We start from the raw sequence: 16936 nt of genomic DNA on the forward strand, positions 1-16936 counted from the left end.
TCCGGCGGCATTGCCGCCACTCGCCTCATCCCACTCTGCACAGAAGGATGATCATGAAATTCCACCACCACGGCTATGTCTCAGAAGACCCCCGTGTCACCCAGCCCGCCGGTGTCGGCATCAACCGCAGCCCCGAGCTGCCAGACGAGATGGATGTGCTCATCATCGGAGCAGGGCCCGCAGGCATGCTGGCCGCCGCCCAGCTCTCCGTCTTCCCCGACATCCGCGCCCACATCGTCGAGCGGCGTCCGAGCCGCCTCGAGCTCGGCCACGCGGACGGCATCCAGGCCCGCACGGTCGAGACGTTCCAGGCCTTCGGCTTCAAGAACGAGATCGTCGACGAGGCGTACCGGATCACGGAGACGGCCTTCTGGAAGCCGGACCCCGAGAACCCGGACCACATCGTCCGCACCGCGATCACGGAGGATGATCCGTACGGAATCTCCGAGTTCGAGCACATCATCGTCAACCAGGCCCGGGTCCTCGACTACTTCCGCGAGTTCATGGCACGCCAGCCCTCCCGCATGGGAGTGAATTTCGGGTATGAGTTCGTCGGCCTGACGATCGACGACTCCGAGTACCCGGTCGAGGTCGAACTCATGGCGACGGCCGGCCCGGACCAGGGCGAGACCCGCAGGGTCCGAGCCAAGTACGTCCTCGGCGCCGATGGGGCCCGCTCGAAGGTCCGCAGCGCGATCGGGGCCACCCACCAGGGCAAGATCTCCTACCATGCGTGGGGCGTCGCCGACGTCATCGCAAAAACCGACTTCCCCGACATTCGCCTCAAGTCGATCATCAACTCCTCGAAGGGCAACATCCTCCACATCCCCCGCGAGGGCGGCTACCTGTTCCGCACGTACGTCGACCTGGGCGAGGTGCCCGAAGACGACAACCACGAGATCCGCAAGACCCCGCTCGAGGAGATCGTGCGGCGCGGTAACGAGATCATGGCCCCCTACTCGTTCGAGGTGGAGGACGTCGCCTGGTGGTCCGTCTACGAGGTCGGCCACCGCGTCACGGACCGGTTCGACGATGTGGCCGAGCCGAGTGACGAGGCGACCCCGCACGTCTTCATCGCCGGCGACGCCTGCCATACGCACTCGGCGAAGGCCGGCCAGGGCATGAACGTGTCCATGCAGGACGGGTTCAACCTCAGTTGGAAGCTCGCCCAGGTGCTGCGCGGCTACTCCTCGGAGCGGCTGCTGCGCACCTACACGCAGGAGCGCCAGAAGATCGCCCAGGACCTCATCGACTTCGACCTCGAATGGTCGGGCCGCATGGCGGGCCGCGGGGACGGCGAGTCGATCGAGGAGTTCTACGTGCGCACGGCTGAGTTTCCGGCCGGCTTCATGACCCAGTACGAGCCGAGCCTCCTCATCTCCGATGAGGCGAAGCAGGAGCTCGCAACCGGGTACCCGCTCGGCAAGCGCTTCAAGTCCGCCCGTGCGGTGCGCCGGGCAGATGCGAACGACCACCACATCGGCCACCAGCATCGCGCCGACGGCCGGTGGCGGATCTACGTCTTCGCGGACGCCGCCCACCCGGCCGAGCACTCGACGGTCGACAATTTCGCGCAGTGGCTGGAGAACGATCCGTCCTCACCGGTCGTCCGCCACACGAAGCCGGGCGATGATCGGGATTCGGTTTTCGACGTCAAGGTCATTTACCAGCAGCCGCACCGCGAGTTCAATGTGACGGATGCTCCGGCGGCGTTCCGCCCCGAGTGCGGACCGCACAGGGTGGAGGACTGGAACCTCGTGTACGGCACGATCCCCGGCGAGGACATCTTTGACCTGCGCGGGATCTCCCGTGACGGCGCCGTCATCATCGTCCGCCCCGATATGTATGTCGCCCACATCGCCGGCCTCGAGGACACCGACTCGATCGCCCGGTTCTTCGAGCCCATCTTCGACCTCAGTCAGAGCGCGGACGCGCAGCCTCGTACGAGGGAGCTCGACCATGTTGGCTAGAGACGTCATCGAGGAGATCGCCGCGGAGCTCGCGGAGGCGGACGGGTCGAAGGAGCCGATCCGTCGGATCACGGCCCGCCACCCCGAGGCAACGGTCGAGGACGCCTACGCGATCCAGGGCGTGTGGCGCGACAGGCAGGTCGCGGCGGGGCGCAGGCTCGTCGGCCGCAAGATCGGCCTGACCTCGAAGGCCATGCAGGCCGCCACCGGCATCACCGAACCCGACTACGGGGTCCTGTTCGATGACACGGTGTACGAGAACGGCTCCATCATCGAGTACGACCGCTTCATGCAGGTCCGCATCGAGGTTGAGCTCGCCTTCGTCCTCAAGGACGCGCTCGAGGGCCCGGCCTGCACGATCTTCGACGTGCTGCGGGCGACGGAGTATGTCGTTCCCGCGCTCGAGATCCTCAACTCCCACGTTGAGCTCGAGGGCCGCACGATCGTCGACACGATCTCCGACAACGCGGCCTACGGGGCGATGGTGCTCGGCGGCAACCCGGTCGCCCCCGACGCCGTTGACCTGCGGTGGGTCTCAGCACTTCTCTATAAGAACGAGACGATTGAGGAGACCGGCGTCGCCGCCGGTGTCCTCAACCACCCCGCCACCGGGGTCGCCTGGCTGGCGAACAAGTTCGCCCAGCACGGATCGCGGCTCGAGGCGGGCGAGATCATCCTCGCCGGTTCGTTCACGCGGCCGATGTGGGTCGAGCGGGGCGACACGGTGCTGTGCGATTACGGGTCGATGGGGACGATCTCATGCCGATTCGTCTGACCCTGCCGCCCACGTTCGGCCAGCGGCTGCGGGATTCGGACCGCGCCCAGGTCGGCATGTGGGTGAGCTCAGGCAGTCCCACCAACGCGGAGATCTGTGCGGGATCCGGGCTCGACTGGCTCCTCATCGACGGCGAGCACTCGCCGCTCTCGCTCCAGTCGATCCAGGATCAGCTGCGGGCCGCCGCCCCCTACCCGATCACCCCGGTCGTCCGGGTGCCGGCGGCCGACACGGTCCTCATCAAGCAGCACCTCGACCTCGGGGCGCAGAACCTCCTCATCCCCATGGTCGACACCGCCGAGCAGGCCGCCCACGCAGTGGCCGCGACGAGGTACCCGCCGGAGGGTGTGCGGGGAGTCGGATCGGCACTGGCCCGCGCCGCCCGCTGGAACCGGGTCGACGGCTACCTGGAGAACGCGAACGCCGAGCATGTCTCCGTCATCGCCCAGATCGAGAGCGCGACCGCAGTCGACAATGCGCTCGAGATCTGCCGGTCGGGGGTGGACGCGATCTTCATCGGTCCGTCCGACCTGGCCGCCTCCATGGGCCTCATCGGCCAGCAGGCCCACCCTGAGGTCGTCGAGAACATCTACCGAACGATCCGAGCGGCCCGCGAGGCCAGCATCCCAGTCGGCATCAATGCCTTCGACCCGGGCCTCGCTCGCGGCTATATCGAGGACGGCATCGACTTCATCCTCGTGGGAGCCGATGTCGCGATCCTCGCCCGGCAGTCAGAGGCGCTCGCGGATTCCTATATCGGCGGTTCGGAGGCGGAGCGCTCCTCCTACTGACTCCATGCCGGTTCCGGCATGGTCTCGAATGCTCGGGCGGACCTCCTCCCGCCGGCCATTCCCAGGTCCCCCTGCGGTTCGTCCTCTGCCGCAGGGGGACCTTCCCCATCGCCGCCATCCGTGTTTGAGTAGTGCCATGGGGGAGATCACGGACCACGACCGCAAGTACCTATTGCGCTGCGCGGAGCTTGCGCGCCGAGCGCTCGATTGCGGGGATGAGCCGTTCGGGGCGATCCTCGTCGACGGGGACGGGCATCAGCGGATCGCGGACCGCAACCGTGTCGCCGGTGGCGATGGCACCCGCCACGCGGAGCTTGCGATCGCCCGCTGGTCGGCCGAGCATCTCACGCCCGAGACGCGTGCTCGATCGACCGTCTACACGTCGGGGGAGCCCTGCCCCATGTGTGCGGCCGCCCACGCCTGGGTCGGCCTCGGCCGGATCGTCTACGCGTCGAGCACCGAGCAGCTCATCTCGTGGTACCGGGAGTGGGGCATCCCCGCGGGGCCGGTCGCGCCGCTGTCGATCAGCGCCGTCGCCCCCGGCGTGCCCACCGCCGGCCCCGACCCCGAGATCAGTGCCGAGGTCAAGGAGCTTCACCGGCGGCGGCACGGGATCGAGTGAAGCTTCCCGGGCAGGACCGTCCTGCATTCCCACCGACACGTGGCAGGATTGATGCCGTGGTCGAGATGACGGAAGACGAGTTCGAGCAGGCCGTGGCGGATGCTCTGGACATGGTGCCCGATGAGCTGATGGAGGCAGTCGACAACGTCGTCATCCTCATCGAGGACGAGCCGCGGCCGGACATGGTCCTCCCAGAGGAGCTCGACGAGTCTGGTCAGGCACAGCTGCTCGGCCTCTACGAGGGCACGGCCCTGACGGATCGCGACGATGGATGGGCGGGGGCCCTTCCGGATACGATCTTCATCTTCCGGGGCCCGCTCAGCCGCTTCTGCGAGACCCGCGAGGAGCTCATCGAGGAGATCGCCGTGACCGTCATCCACGAGATCGCCCATCATTTCGGCATCGACGACGATCGGCTCCACGAGCTCGGCTGGGCCTGAACCGCCAGCGCGGGAGCAACGATTCTGCCAGAGTGGGGGAATGGACCTCACTCACATCATTGCGGTCGGAGAGCCACGCGGGACGATCCTTCTCCTCCACGGGTATGCGGAGCACGCGGGACGCTATTCCTCGCTCATCGAGACCTTCGCGGCCGCCGGCTATGACGTGTTCTTCTACAACCAGCCCGGCCACGGCGGCGAGCCGGGGCCAGCTGCCCGCGTCGACGTGGCCGAGCTCATCACCCTCCATCGGAGGGCGCGCGCCCTCGTCGCGGAGCGGATGAGGACCGACAGACTCATCCTGTTCGGCCATTCCATGGGTGGGGTCATCACCGCCGCATCTGCCCTCATCGACCCGTCCGGCCTCGCCGCCGTCATGCTCTCGGGCCCGGCCTTCCGGGCCCGGCCGGAGCTGCCCGGCGGCATCGCCCGCCTCGGCTACCGCCTCGCGATCTACCTGCCGTTCCTTCCCGTGACCACGCTCGATCCGACGAACATCAGCCGGGACCCCGACGTCGTCCGCGACTATAAAGACGATCAGCTCGTCTATCAGGGACCGGTCTCGCTCCTGTCTGGGGCGTCAATGGCAGTCCACGGCCGGAGGGCGCTCGATCACGCCCACCGCTGGGACACGAGTGTTCCGCTCTTCATCGCCCACGGTGATGCGGACTCGATCGCGAACGTCGAGGGCTCCTGTGAGTTCGCGGCGGCGGTCCGCCGCGCGGGCGGCTCAGCCCACCTTGTCACGGTCCCGGGCGGGTACCACGAGATCCTCCGCGACCCCGGCCATGAGCTCCTTGAACGGCAGATGGTCGAGTGGCTCGATCTGCACGGCCTGCACGCGCGCGCTTCAGTGAACTGAGCCTCCCGAGTGGGTACGGTAAAGGGGTGAGCCCACTACCGTTCTTCCGCAAGAATCGCCCGTCCGACCCGGCGCCCTCCCCGCAGTCCCCGGCTGAGATGGACGAGGCGCTGCCCGAGGCCGAGCCGGTCGTCGACACCGAGACCGACTTCGGCCCCGCCATCGAGGCGCGCCGCCAGCCGATTGATTCGGAGGAGGCCTACGCGGCCGTCACGGAGGCCTTCGCGGGGTGGCGGGCGACCCTCGCCGAGAGGTCGAGCGACATCGTCCTCTCGCCGGACGAGCCGGACGTCGTCGACCTGTCGCACGTCCACCCGACCGGTGCGGCGGGCTTCTACTCGGGCAGTCCGACGCCGCTCACCTCCCTCTTCCGTGAGGCCGATGCTCTGGCGACGGCACGGACGAAGATCAACGCACTGCTCACACGCCAGCGGAGCCTCGAAGAGGCGTACGGCTCCGCCCCGATCTCTCTCATCCACGGCACGCTCACATGGACGGAGATGAGGCCGCGCCAGGCCTCGACGACGGATGTCGTCGACGATGAGGTCGAACTCGGCGCAGCGTTCGACGAAACCGGCCAGATCCGCCTCGACGATATCGAGAAGGAGGCGGAGCCGACCGGCCCGCAGATCATCGAGATGACCGAGCCGGCGCTGCGCCGCGGCGTCCACATCGCGACCTCGACCGCCTCCGATCCCGTCCTCACCCTCGGCGAGGAGACCGACATCTCGAGTGCCGTCCTCGATGGGCTCCGCCGACACGGGGCGCCCACGGAGGCCGTCGAAGAGGTGCGGAGCCTGGCCCGCAGCGCCGACACCCAGGAGGCGGCGCTCGCCCGGCTGCGCGACATCGCCCGCGTCTATCTCCCCGGTTGCGTTGTCGGGGGTGGGACTCTCCTCGCCCTCGCCTCGTCGCCGTCCGCGATCCTCCATGATGATCTCGTCGTCATGGAGCCGCAGGTCCGCGCCTCCCACTTCATCGCCGACCTCGTGCTCGGGCGCAGCTCCGACCGTGAGATCACAGCGGATCCGTACGACCGCTCGCCCCAGGCCGAGCGCGGCGCCGGTCAGCTTGATGTGGCCGAGCTCGACATCGTGGAAGCGGTCGCCGAGGGCACCTCGGTGTTCATCGACGCCGCTCCGGGCACCGACGTCCGGCGTGTGCTCGCCTCGATCGCGGCTGACCGTGCCGCGTCCCAGAAGCATGTCATCTACGTTTACGGCAGCTCCTCCGCGCATCGCTCCTTCACAGCCCAGCTCGAGCGGCTCCGCCTCGGGGAGGCGCTCGCCGACTTCTCCTCGATCACCGACGTTCCGCTGCGTCTCCGGACGGGCCTGCGGCAGAAGTCCCCATCCGTCGACAGCGAGACGGTGACCGAGCGCAACGCGCAGCTCGAGGCGGACCGTGAGAGGCTCACCGAGTTCATGACCGCGCTCCACGAGACATCGCCGAAGTGGGGTGTCTCCGCCTACGGGCTGCTCATCAAGATTGTGGAGATGTCGGCCGAGGAGGGAGGCTCGCCCACGAAGATCCGTCTCGGCGAATCCGTCGTCGGCGCGCTCGCGGACGACGAGAGTCGGAGGGAGGCCGCGACGAAGCTCGATGAGGCACTGAGGCTCGACCAGCGTGCATCCGAGTCGAACCCGTGGGCCGGGTCGACCATCTATTCGGCCGAGGAGGCCGAGGCGATCCACGAGCGGGTCACCCATCTCGCCGACATCAGCCTCCCCGCCCTCATGGACCAGGTCCAGCGAGCATCGGCCGAAACCGGGCTCCGCCGCGCCGAGAGCCTCGACGCCTGGGCGGGCCAGCTCGAACTCCTGTCGGACATCGCCGACACCCTCGACACGTTCCGCCCCCATATCTACGAGCGCTCCGTCACCGACATGATCATTGCGACCGCCTCGAAGGAGTGGCGCAGGGAGCACGGGGCCACAATGAAGATGTCCGAGAGGCGCCGCCTCAAGAAGGAGGCCCGGGACATGGTCCGCCCCGGCCAGGACGTGCCCGAACTCCACACCGCCCTCGCCCAGGTTCAGCGTGAGCGCGAGACGTGGCGACTCCATTCCGAGCCGGGCTCGTGGCCGTCGATCCCCGAGGGGGTCGACCAGCTGCGGGGCACCTACGGCGAGGTGAGGGCCGAGATCGACGAACTCGCCGACGTCCTGCCGGACGGCGGGGATCTCACCTCCATGAGCCTCATCGACCTGCGCAGGCGCTGCCAGGCGCTCGCCCGGGAGTCGGGTGACCTCACCGACCTGCCGCGCCGCAACGTCCTGCGCGGCGAGATCGAACAGGCCGGTCTGGCCGCGCTGCTCGACGATCTCCGGGTTCGGTCGGTCAGCCCCGACCGGGCAGGTACGGAGCTCCACGCCGCGTACCTCGCCTCCGTCTTCGAGCTCATGTTCTCCTCGACGCCGGCGCTCGCGGCCGGGGCGGGCAGCCGCGCCGGGGACCTCATCGCCTCTGTCGTGCGGCAGGATCGCGACCACGTCGAGTCGATGCCGGACTACATTTCCCGCGCCATCATCGCCTCCATGCGGGCCACGATCACGAAGAAGAAGGACCAGACCCTCGAGGTCGATGCTCTTCTCGCGGAGCACGGCGCCGCCGGGCTCCGCGAGGCGATCGCCCGCCATGGTGACATCCTCAAGGCCGCGCGTCCGATCTGGGCGATGAGCGCGGTGACCGTGGCCCAGTACATCCCGGCGATGGAATGGGCGGACGTCGTCATCCTCGACGGGATCGACTCCATCGATCTCGCCCAGCTTGTCCCCTCCCTGCTCCGCGGGCGCACGGTCGTGGCCTGCGGCCGCGTCCAGGGCCGCGGTGAGGCAGTCTCGGCTCTCGCGACGACCCTGCCGGTGGCGAGCCTGCCGACGCACTCCTCCCGCCACGATGAGATGACGGCGCGCTTCCTCGCCGACAACGGATTCTCCTCCGGCCTGCGCGTGTACCCGAGCACCCCCTCGCGCCCCGCCCCCCGCCTCATCGTCGTCGAGGGAACCGGTGTTCCCAGTCCTCGCTCGGGCCTCGTCGAGGGCCCCGAGAAGGAGGTCGAGGCAGTCATCGACGCGGTCGTCGATCTGGCGCTGTCGCGGCCCGACGAGTCGATCGGCGTCATCGCCCTCAACGCCGTCCACGCCGAGCGGATCCGAACAGCGATCCGCACGGTCGCCCGCACGTCGTCGGCTCTCGCGGCGCTCACGGATCCGACGGTGCGCGAGCCGTTCGCGGTGGTCGATGCGCTGTCATCCGGCATGCTGCGGCGCGACCACATCATCCTTACCGTCGGCCTCGGCAAGACCGTCCACGGGCGCGTCCTCCACTCGTTCGGCACCCTGTCGACGGAGGCGGGCGTTGAGGGTCTCGTGACTGCGCTCGAAGCTCCGAGGAAGTCGCTCACCGTCATCTCCTCGTTCGAGGCGTCCGACATCGACCGCAATCGGCTCGGGGCGCCGGGCTCGATCCTCCTCGTCGATCTGCTCGATGCCTACCGGAGGAACCGCTCCGACAGCGATGAGGAGAGCCAGCCCATGGCACTCATCGCCGACCTCGCCGCACGGCTGCGCGATCGCGGCTACGAGGCGAAGGCAGGATACTCCCGCAGCGGTTCCCTCAGCATCCCCCTCGTCGCCGGTCATCCCGACATCCCCGGCACCTGGGCCGTCGCCGTCACGATCGACGACGAGACCTACGCGTCTGAGAAGTCGCTCCGGCGCCGTGACCAGTTCTGGCCGGCCATGCTGTCCGGGCGCGGCTGGCGGGTCGTGCCAACCGTGTCGGCCTCTGTCTTCTTCGAGCCGCAGAACGAGGTCGACCGGATCATCGCCGCCGTCGATGTAGCGCGGGACGAGGCCCGCCGGGCGGCGAGAAGTGCCCGCACGAGCAGGCCCCTGCCGGCCCACCTCGACACCGACACGATCGACGATGACCTCGAGCAGGAGCGGCTCCCGCGCGGGCCCCGCCCGAAGGTCTCACCGGGCATGCCCCTCGCCGCCTACTCGGATGATCAGCTCGATGAGCTCGTCGTCTGGATCAGGAGCGACGGCGCGCACCGCACGGAGGATGAGATGGTTGAAGAGCTGCGGTCCGAGCTGGATCTGCGGCGCCGCGGCATCCAGGTCGATGTCGTGCTCCGCAATGTCGTTCGCCGGCACACCGCGCACGCCGGGGAGGAGGCGGAGCTGTGAGAAAGCGTCGCCGGGCGGTCTATCTCTCCCGGGTCGACCGGGAGCGGCTCGAGCGGGGTGAGATCTCGGCCCCCGAGGAGGCCCTCCACAAGGATGACCCCGTCCCGACCCCGCCCGTCGGGTCAGAGGGTACTGCGGGCGCCCCGAAGAAGAAGGTCACGGGCCTGTCGGCCCGCGACCGGGAGATCCTCGCCGAGCGCCCGCCGCACTGGTGATCAGGATTGCGGCCGGGAGGTCTCGCGCAGCAGGTCGCGGATCTCGGTGAGGAGGGCGATGTCCTCGGCGGGGGCCTGCGGCTCCTGCTCGATGCCGGCGGCGCGCCGCTCGGCCAGCCTGTTCATCGGCATCACAATGAAGAAGTAGAGGGCGACGGCGACAAGCAGGAAGCTGACGAGCGCGGTGAGGATGGCGCCGGGCAGGATCTCGGCGCCGTTGATCGTGAACCGGCCGACCGAATCGAAGTTGGGCTCGCCGAAGATGGCCCCGACGAGCGGGTTGAAGAACTTGTCGACGATGGCGTTGACGACACCTGTGAAAGCCGCCCCGATGACGACGCCGACGGCGAGGTCGATGGCGTTGCCGCGCGAGATGAAGTCTTTGAAACCCTGGATCATCACTGTCCCTGTCTGTTGAGAACGGCCAGGAGCGGCCGCTGTGTGCTCATGCCAAGGACCAATGTAGCGTCATCGACTGGAACGGCGACATACGAGTACGTGAGCTCGTCGCTCCCGAATCCGCTTGAACTCTCCGACTCGGAGTACGCGAGGATCGTCGCACCCGTCGCCATCTGGTGCGCGGTGCCCGCCTCGTCGGCCACCCACAGGTCGACGAGCGACCCGACAGGAGTGAGCTCCTGCGGGGTGGAGAGGATGAGGGGGATGACGACGGTGCCGTCCGGTGCGGAATCGGCGAGCGTCGGCCCGATGAGGATCGGCGTGGTCAGGGGAGTACCCTCGGGCGCCGCGATCGCCAGCCGACTGTCGCTCACGTCCTTGATCAGCAGATCGCCGGGGATGACGCCCGAGGGCGCCTCGACCCACCTGATATCGGACTCGGTGAGGACGTGGCCCGCGGACAGATCGCGCCCTGCCACCATCATCTCGACGGGGGTGACTCGGCCGGACGCGCTGATCGAGGCGACGACGAGGGCGAGACAGAGGGCGATGAGCGTGGCGGCGATGAGCCTGCGCCATCGCCACAGCATCGCGCGGAGAGTCGGGCGAGAGGACATGCGCCGATCGTAGGCGGCAGTGGATGCGGTGGGGTGGAGGGCCTGAGCGGCCTGTGGACAGGGCATGCGAAGGCCGACCTGTGCAAGCACGGTCGGCCTTCGGAGGTGTGGGGCTCTGTTCTCAGCCGCGGCGGGCTGAGCGAGCGGAATTCTGAGGAGGGTCAGCTCGCGGCGGGTGCTGCTGCGGCTGGCGCCGGAGCATCGCTCTTCGGAGCGGCCGCAGGCTTGGAGTCCTTCGCCGTCAGGCTCGAGGAGGTTCCGCGAGCATCGTTACGGTAGAAGCCGGAGCCCTTGAAGACGACCCCGACGGAGTTGAAGAGCTTCCGAAGCTCACCTCCGCACGCCTCGCACATCGTGAGCGGGTCGTCGGAGAATGACTGCTGAATATCGAATTCATCGCCGCAGGACCTACAGCGGTACGAGTATGTGGGCATATGTCACTCCAATGGACGAAGGTCTGACCACAGGCCATAGTACGCCACCGACTCTCGGCAGGTGGCCGAGCGTGGCGCGGATGACACGGGGGAATGAGCCCTGGTCAGGGGGTCTCGACGATGTCGCCGGGCAGGAGCGCCCAGGGGATGCGGACATCCTGCTCGTCGTGGGGGAGAGGGACGGAGACGAGCTCCCAGGGGTAGATGAGGGCGCCGACCCGGTCCGTCACGTTCTGCTTGAGGATGCGGTCGTACCAGCCGCCGCCCTGCCCGAGGCGGATGCCCTCACGATTGAGCGCGAGGGCAGGGACGATGATCGCATCCGCCTCCTCAACGGCCTCGCTGGGAAGGGCTGCCGACGTCGGTGAGGGCGGCCGGCCGGGCGCCTCGACCTCGAGACCGTCGCGGCCGTACTCCGCCCACATGCGAGCGAGTCCCGGCCCGAGCTTGGGCAGGAGGACTCGGACGCCGCGATCGCGCAGAATGTCGAGGGCGCGCAGCGTGCTCGGCTCGTTGTTGACGGAGACGTAAAGGGAGATGATCTTGGCATCGGCCGCGAAGTCGAGAATCGAGTCCGTGAAGCCGCCTGCATAGCCCTCGACGTCTTTGGCGGTCAGCTTCGACCGCCGATTGCGCAGAGCACTTCGCATCAGCTGTTTCGCATCGACGACGTCGATGCCGGAGATATCGGGCAGTGCCACTTCAGCAGTGGTCATGGGCTCATTATCCCACGCAGTCCCGGCAGTTATCCATTTGTCCGCGCCTGCCGCAGTCTAGACTCGTCGGCAGGAGGCCACTTGTGAAACGCGTATCCGAATTCATCGATGACTGCCTGGCGGTCCTGCAGGAGATCCCCGCCCTCGAGGTGCCGCTGGCCGACGCGGTCGGGTCCGTCCTCGCGGCCGATGCCGTGTCGCCGGTCAGCCTGCCGCCCGCCGACGTGTCAGCGGTGACCGGATACGCGGTGCGGGCCGCCGACGTGGCGGGAGCCGGTGAGGATCAGCCCGTCGGCCTTCCGGTGACCGGGGAGATCGTCGCCGGCCAGGATTCCATGGATGTGCTCCCGCCGCGCACCGCGATCCGCGTATCGTCCGGCGCCCCGATCCCCCGCGGCGCGGACGCGGTCGTCCCCGTTGAGTGGACGGATGGCGGTCGTGTCACGGTTGCGATCACGCGCCCGGTTCAGGCCGAGGACAACATTCGGTTCGAGGCCGAAGATCTCGAGGCCGGTCTCGTCGCGCTGCCAGCGGGCACCCGGATCGGTCCGCGACAGCTCGCGCTCCTCGCCGCAGCGGGCCTCGGGGCCGTCCCCGTCAAGCCCGCGCCCCGCGTCGTCATCATGTCGATCGGCGATGAGCTGATCGAGCCGGGCAGGTCCGGCCACCCCGGAACCGTCTACGACGCCAACTCGTTCGGCCTCTCCACTGCCGTGCAGGAGCTCGGCGCCATTGTCTTCCGCGTTCCGCGAGTGCCGGATGACAAGAAGGCGCTCCGCGAGGCGCTGGAGGATCAGATCGTCCGAGCCGATGTCATCATCACAACCGGCGGCATCTCCGGCTCGCTCAAGGAGGTCCTCTACGACCTCGGCCACGTGCGGTTCGATCGTGTCGCGATGGCGCCCGAGCGCCAGTACGGGGTCGGCACAGTCGGCACGGACGGCGAGATCCCGATCTACTGCCTGCCCGGCAGCCCGGTCGCCGCCATGATCGGCTACGAGCTCTTCGTCCGACCCGCACTGCGGCGCGCCGTCGGCCACTCGAATGTCTACCGCCGCACGATCAAGGCGCAGGCGACGCGAGCGTGGGTCTCCGAGTCGGGCCTCGAGGAGTACGTGCCGGTGCGCATCGCCGGTCGACCCACCGAGGGTTATCGCTTCGAACCGACGGGTATGCCGGGCAGGGAGCTCCTGTACGGACTCGTCAGGGCGAACGCCCTCGCGGCGGTCCCCGCCGGCACTGAAATGGTCGCCGTGGGCGACGAACTCACCTGCCTTATCCTCGACTGAGCTCCTTTACCTTGAAACTTGCTGAGTTTCGAGGCAACACTCCGTGAGACCTCCCGATCCGCTTCGGGGCAAACCTTTACGTTTAGAGTGTGGAGATTCAGGGATATGCACTGTTTGCGGCTGTCATCGTCTTGATGACAGTCGTCTATCCTGCGCTCTCCTGGCGAAGCAGAGTTGCTCTCGCGACTCCAGTCGACGAGAGCGTGTCCGAGAACCTCCGTGTCATCAACTCTGTCGACCGGTGGAGCACCGCACGCTCCGCCAACCGCGGAACCATCCTTCCAAGAGTGGAGTCGAGAATGAGCAGGGTAGATCCCAATAACCTTCGCACGCTCGCAACGAGTCGCGCTCGTGCCCGGGCCAGGGTGTCCCAGCGGACGGCCCGCATGAAGGCGATGGGGATGGGCATCGGCGTCGCAGTCCTCCTCTCCCTCATCGCCTGGATCGCCGTTGTCGCGGCGAGCATGACCGTCGTCCTCGGCATCGTCCCCACCGTTCTCACTGTCGCGGCGGGCGCCGTCTACGCCCGCATTCTCGTCTCCGCACGCGCCGCCAACGCCAAGGACAGGCAGGCGATCGCGAAGCTCGATGCGAAGATCGAGAAGCTGAGTCGGACCGCGCGCGTTCAGGATCGCAAGACCGCGACATCGAAGAAGATGCCCCACAGGGTTGCCCAGGCGCGCCGCGCCTCGGCGGCGTCGGCATTGTCGGCGGCTTCTGCCAACGCAGCCTCCGCCGCATCTGTCCCCTCCGCACAGACGGCGTCATCCGCCGGGACAGTTGCCTCCGCCGGGACTGCCGTCTCAGCACCGACCGTCGCATCTGCCCCCGAGACCGTTGAGGCCCCGGCCGCAAAGCAGCGCGCTGTGCGTAGGGAGATGTCCACGCCGTCCTACACCCCGAAGCCGACATTCTCGCGGCGCACGGTCAAGCCGTTCGAGCCCGCGGAAGCACCGACTGCCCCCGTGCCGTACCGGCCCACCCAGATCGGCGAGAAGTTCTCCAGCGCTCCCTCCGCCTCGTCCGCAGAGGCTGCCCCCGTCATCGCCGCCTTCAGCTTCGACGAGGTTCTCGAGGCCCGCCGCCGCGCCTGAGAGTGATCTACGAGACGCAGTCCAATGCGTGACGCCCATGCGATTTCTGCTAGATTATTCTCCGTAAGGGGCTATGGCGCAGTTGGTAGCGCGTCTCGTTCGCAATGAGAAGGTCCGGGGTTCGAATCCCCGTAGCTCCACCAGATCAGACGTAGTAGAACACCTGACATCGGTTGATGTGGGTGCGAGGGCGGCGAACGGCTCGTTGAGCTGGATCGCCGCTTTTTCGTCTTCGGTGATGAGGATGCGTTGGTAGAAGGCTTGGTTGGCGAGCCGTTTGCCCAGGTCGTCGGTGCGCTCGTACATGGTGGCGCAGTCGGCCAGGAGTCGTAACGCGGTAGCGAGGTGCTGGCGGGGACCTTCGTGGTCGTGCCGCTCAGCTTCCAGACGTTTGGTGACATCGGCCAGCGCGATCCTGATCCGGTCCTGGTGCCGTTTCAGGGTGGGTAGGTCAATGGCGTCGGCGAAGTGGGCTTCGAGGAGCTTGTCCGCTTCGGCTTCTAGCCGGTGCTTGGTGCCGGTGAGGTCGTCGAGGGCTTGGGATCGCTCGGCGAGCCGCTGGTCGAAGGCCGCCTCGACTCGCTGTGCGAGCTGCGCGTAGGTGTGCTCGGTGATGGCGATCTGGTGGTAGCAGTCGGCGACGAGTTGTTCGGCGACGCCAACGAGCACGGCCTTCCTGGTACAGGAGGTGCGTTTCGTGGCTCGTCCGGTGCAGATGTAGTAGGCGTAGCGGATGCCTTGTTTGTTGCGGGCGTAGTCGAGCTGCAACCGCGATTTGCACGTGCCGCAGTACAGGGTTCCCTTCAGATAGTGATCGTGCTTGCGGCGACGTTCCCCAGCGGTGGCGCGGGTATTCAGGAGGATCTGGACCTGTTGCCACGTCTCCGCATCGACAATCGGCTCGTGGGTGCCGGGATAGAGGGCACCCTGGTAGCGGACCTGCCCGATGTAGTACGGGTTGCGCAGCAGCTTGAAGAACGTGGAATGAATCGCTCTGGGTTTGATGGAGGCTCTTTTTATTTGATTCCGATCAGCACGTTGGGGGTGCTGGTAGCAGTGTAGTGGGTGTTCTCGAACTCGATCGGTGGTACGTCTCCGAGGTAGCCGTGAAGGCGTTCAGTGTTGTGCCAGTGGACCCAGCCCAGGGTGGCCAGTTCTAGATCCTCGATCGTCTTCCACGGACCCGGATGTGCCGGCCCGCGCACGAGCTCGGTCTTGTAGTATCCGTTAACCGTCTCAGCCAGTGCGTTGACGCTCCTATATCTGTCAACTCACTTTCTGCAGTGGGATGTCGGCGGCTGGTTGAGCTTTAACGAGGTGGTAGACCTCGCGGATGACGTAGCGCTTGAGGCATCGAATAATGTCGCGTTTAGACTTGCCTTCGGCGGTTCTTCTAGTGACGTAAGCTTTTGTCGGCTCATGGTGTTGCATCCTGACGATGACGGTGCGGTAGATCGCCGCGTTGAGCTGGCGGTGCCCGCCATGGTTGATCCGGTGCCGGCCGCTGGTCTGCCCCGAGCCGGTGGGGATCGGGCTGATGCCGGCGAGTTTCGCGAAGGCTGCCTCTGATTTGATACGTTCAGGATTATCGCCGACCACGATAAGGATCTCCGCAGCAGTATCGGCACCGATCCCGAATTGCTCCAGTAGTGCTGGACGATATTCAGTCACGAGGGCATTGATCTTTGATTCTATTTCTTTGATCTGAGCATCGAGGAAGAGCCAGCGCCCTGCCAAGGCACGTAACGAGTACCGCAGTGTCCCAGCAACAGTAGTCAGATCAGAGGGGCGTAGCCGTGACAGATGGCGGGCGAGCTTGATCTGCGTCATCTTGTTCGTGCTCGCTCTGAGCTGATCATCTGCGTGGACCAGCATGGCTTTGAGCGTGATCATCGCGGCACTGCGGTCTTTGACTGCGGTGCCGTGGACAACCTTGAGCTGGCGCAGCATCTCGACTGTGCCGTCAGCAGTTTTCGGGGTTGCGGTAGCCATGCCTGCCAGTGCTGCCCGAGCCGCATTTTCCGCATCGAGAGTGCCGGATTTACCGTTCATTCTACGAAGCCGGCGATCGGGCCTGCCCGCTTCCACAACACGATGACCCTGACGGCGTAGATAGGATGTGAGTCCGGCCCCGTAGGATCCTGTTCCCTCGATTCCGAAGACTAAGATCTGCCCATAGGTGTGGGCCCACGCGGTGAGCTTCGCGAACCCGGGAGTGTCGGTAGGGATCGTTAAAGTATCGAGAATTCCGGCCACGGAGTCCATGACGGCTGCAACGTGAATGTGTTTGTGAGTATCAACGCCGACGACAACGTATCCGGATCTCATATTTATGGGGGTCTCCATGGCATTTCCTTGCTTGCTAGTGTGGTCTCACACTGTCGCCTGCCGGGTAGACAGGACTGTCACAAGGAATGCGTAATGCTCCAGGCTCCTATGAGGTCACTCCCGGGAGGTGTCAATGCTCTATTCCGTGCCTGTCCGGGTGCTCGACAGTACAACGCTAAGACACCGTTCGG

15 protein-coding genes, 1 tRNA gene and 2 pseudogenes are annotated in these 16936 nt (G+C 66.8%); 11 read left to right on the forward strand and 7 right to left on the reverse strand.

The features are described from left to right. The first annotated feature begins 53 nt into the window (after positions 1-53). The 8 genes from EJO69_RS09720 (at position 54) to EJO69_RS09755 (ending at position 9868) form a co-directional block, all read left to right on the forward strand. Positions 54-1970, forward strand: coding sequence for an FAD-dependent monooxygenase (locus tag EJO69_RS09720; protein ID WP_126041388.1), 1917 nt, complete (start codon positions 54-56; stop codon positions 1968-1970). After that, a complete protein-coding gene (gene hpaH / locus EJO69_RS09725) occupies positions 1960-2745 on the forward strand; it encodes a 2-oxo-hept-4-ene-1,7-dioate hydratase (RefSeq protein WP_126041390.1) in 786 nt (261 codons plus the stop codon). The genes EJO69_RS09720 and hpaH overlap by 11 nt, the downstream gene beginning before the upstream one ends. Continuing rightward, on the forward strand, positions 2730-3536 hold the full coding sequence (locus EJO69_RS09730; RefSeq protein WP_126041392.1) for an HpcH/HpaI aldolase family protein: 807 nt from the start codon (positions 2730-2732) through the stop codon (positions 3534-3536). Before hpaH ends, EJO69_RS09730 begins: the two co-directional genes overlap by 16 nt. Before the next feature lie 136 nt (positions 3537-3672). Further along, complete coding sequence (locus EJO69_RS09735; protein WP_126041394.1) at positions 3673-4158, forward strand: nucleoside deaminase; 486 nt, start codon at positions 3673-3675, stop codon at positions 4156-4158. A 65-nt stretch (positions 4159-4223) separates the two neighbouring features. Then, positions 4224-4598 (forward strand): metallopeptidase family protein, encoded by a 375-nt coding sequence (locus tag EJO69_RS09740; protein ID WP_126042510.1) that lies wholly within the window; start codon positions 4224-4226, stop codon positions 4596-4598. A 40-nt stretch (positions 4599-4638) separates the two neighbouring features. After that, positions 4639-5460 carry an alpha/beta fold hydrolase gene (locus EJO69_RS09745; RefSeq protein WP_126041396.1) on the forward strand — a complete coding sequence of 274 codons (822 nt, stop codon included), beginning with the start codon at positions 4639-4641 and terminating at the stop codon, positions 5458-5460. A gap of 26 nt (positions 5461-5486) precedes the next feature. Continuing rightward, a complete protein-coding gene (locus EJO69_RS09750; RefSeq protein WP_126041398.1) occupies positions 5487-9653 on the forward strand; it encodes a hypothetical protein in 4167 nt (1388 codons plus the stop codon). Further along, positions 9650-9868 carry a hypothetical protein gene (locus EJO69_RS09755; RefSeq protein WP_126041400.1) on the forward strand — a complete coding sequence of 73 codons (219 nt, stop codon included), beginning with the start codon at positions 9650-9652 and terminating at the stop codon, positions 9866-9868. The genes EJO69_RS09750 and EJO69_RS09755 overlap by 4 nt, the downstream gene beginning before the upstream one ends. On the opposite strand, the gene mscL is transcribed toward EJO69_RS09755, so the two are convergent. From mscL to EJO69_RS09775, 4 genes are all read right to left on the reverse strand, one after another. Then, on the reverse strand, positions 9869-10267 hold the full coding sequence (gene mscL, locus EJO69_RS09760; RefSeq protein ID WP_126042512.1) for a large conductance mechanosensitive channel protein MscL: 399 nt from the start codon (positions 10265-10267) through the stop codon (positions 9869-9871). Further along, positions 10267-10884: an SAF domain-containing protein gene (locus EJO69_RS09765; RefSeq protein ID WP_164519939.1), complete on the reverse strand. Its 618-nt coding sequence runs from the start codon at positions 10882-10884 to the stop codon at positions 10267-10269. Before EJO69_RS09765 ends, mscL begins: the two co-directional genes overlap by 1 nt. A gap of 161 nt (positions 10885-11045) precedes the next feature. Then, on the reverse strand, positions 11046-11318 hold the full coding sequence (locus EJO69_RS09770) for an FmdB family zinc ribbon protein (RefSeq protein ID WP_126041404.1): 273 nt from the start codon (positions 11316-11318) through the stop codon (positions 11046-11048). Positions 11319-11422: 104 nt separating this feature from the next. Then, positions 11423-12034 carry a 5-formyltetrahydrofolate cyclo-ligase gene (locus tag EJO69_RS09775; RefSeq protein ID WP_126041407.1) on the reverse strand — a complete coding sequence of 204 codons (612 nt, stop codon included), beginning with the start codon at positions 12032-12034 and terminating at the stop codon, positions 11423-11425. Positions 12035-12117: 83 nt separating this feature from the next. On the opposite strand from EJO69_RS09775, the gene EJO69_RS09780 reads away from it, so the two are divergent. The 3 genes from EJO69_RS09780 to EJO69_RS09790 all read left to right on the forward strand — a co-directional run bounded on the left by EJO69_RS09780 (position 12118) and on the right by EJO69_RS09790 (position 14560). Further along, positions 12118-13323: a molybdopterin molybdotransferase MoeA gene (locus EJO69_RS09780; RefSeq protein ID WP_126041409.1), complete on the forward strand. Its 1206-nt coding sequence runs from the start codon at positions 12118-12120 to the stop codon at positions 13321-13323. 89 nt (positions 13324-13412) lie between these two features. Then, entirely contained in the window at positions 13413-14417 is a 1005-nt protein-coding gene (locus tag EJO69_RS09785; protein ID WP_126041410.1) for a hypothetical protein, read from the forward strand. 67 nt (positions 14418-14484) lie between these two features. Next, positions 14485-14560 (forward strand) — tRNA-Ala (locus tag EJO69_RS09790). Between the two features lie 550 nt (positions 14561-15110). On the opposite strand, the pseudogene EJO69_RS12790 reads toward EJO69_RS09790, so the two are convergent. From EJO69_RS12790 to EJO69_RS09805, 3 genes and pseudogenes are all read right to left on the reverse strand, one after another. Further along, positions 15111-15437 (reverse strand): annotated as a pseudogene (locus EJO69_RS12790) (recombinase family protein); the annotation flags it as partial. Further along, a pseudogene (locus tag EJO69_RS09800) lies at positions 15434-15667 on the reverse strand (integrase core domain-containing protein); the annotation flags it as partial. The pseudogenes EJO69_RS12790 and EJO69_RS09800, both read right to left, overlap by 4 nt. A 16-nt stretch (positions 15668-15683) precedes the next feature. Further along, positions 15684-16763, reverse strand: a complete 1080-nt coding sequence (locus EJO69_RS09805; protein WP_211331417.1) for an IS110 family RNA-guided transposase — start codon at positions 16761-16763, stop codon at positions 15684-15686. Positions 16764-16936 lie beyond the last annotated feature (173 nt).

Origin of the sequence: Flaviflexus salsibiostraticola (assembly GCF_003952265.1) — a bacterium.
Taxonomy (GTDB): domain Bacteria; phylum Actinomycetota; class Actinomycetes; order Actinomycetales; family Actinomycetaceae; genus Flaviflexus; species Flaviflexus salsibiostraticola.

Coding starts and splice junctions, on each gene's coding strand:
- EJO69_RS09730 (WP_126041392.1), top strand. CDS start 2,730: ATGCCGATTCGTCTGACCCTGCCGCCCACGTTCGGCCAGCGGCTGCGG.
- EJO69_RS09770 (WP_126041404.1), bottom strand. CDS start 11,318: ATGCCCACATACTCGTACCGCTGTAGGTCCTGCGGCGATGAATTCGAT.
- mscL (WP_126042512.1), bottom strand. CDS start 10,267: ATGATCCAGGGTTTCAAAGACTTCATCTCGCGCGGCAACGCCATCGAC.
- EJO69_RS09720 (WP_126041388.1), top strand. CDS start 54: ATGAAATTCCACCACCACGGCTATGTCTCAGAAGACCCCCGTGTCACC.
- EJO69_RS09745 (WP_126041396.1), top strand. CDS start 4,639: ATGGACCTCACTCACATCATTGCGGTCGGAGAGCCACGCGGGACGATC.
- EJO69_RS09735 (WP_126041394.1), top strand. CDS start 3,673: ATGGGGGAGATCACGGACCACGACCGCAAGTACCTATTGCGCTGCGCG.
- EJO69_RS09740 (WP_126042510.1), top strand. CDS start 4,224: ATGACGGAAGACGAGTTCGAGCAGGCCGTGGCGGATGCTCTGGACATG.
- hpaH (WP_126041390.1), top strand. CDS start 1,960: ATGTTGGCTAGAGACGTCATCGAGGAGATCGCCGCGGAGCTCGCGGAG.
- EJO69_RS09775 (WP_126041407.1), bottom strand. CDS start 12,034: ATGACCACTGCTGAAGTGGCACTGCCCGATATCTCCGGCATCGACGTC.
- EJO69_RS09765 (WP_164519939.1), bottom strand. CDS start 10,884: ATGTCCTCTCGCCCGACTCTCCGCGCGATGCTGTGGCGATGGCGCAGG.
- EJO69_RS09805 (WP_211331417.1), bottom strand. CDS start 16,763: ATGGAGACCCCCATAAATATGAGATCCGGATACGTTGTCGTCGGCGTT.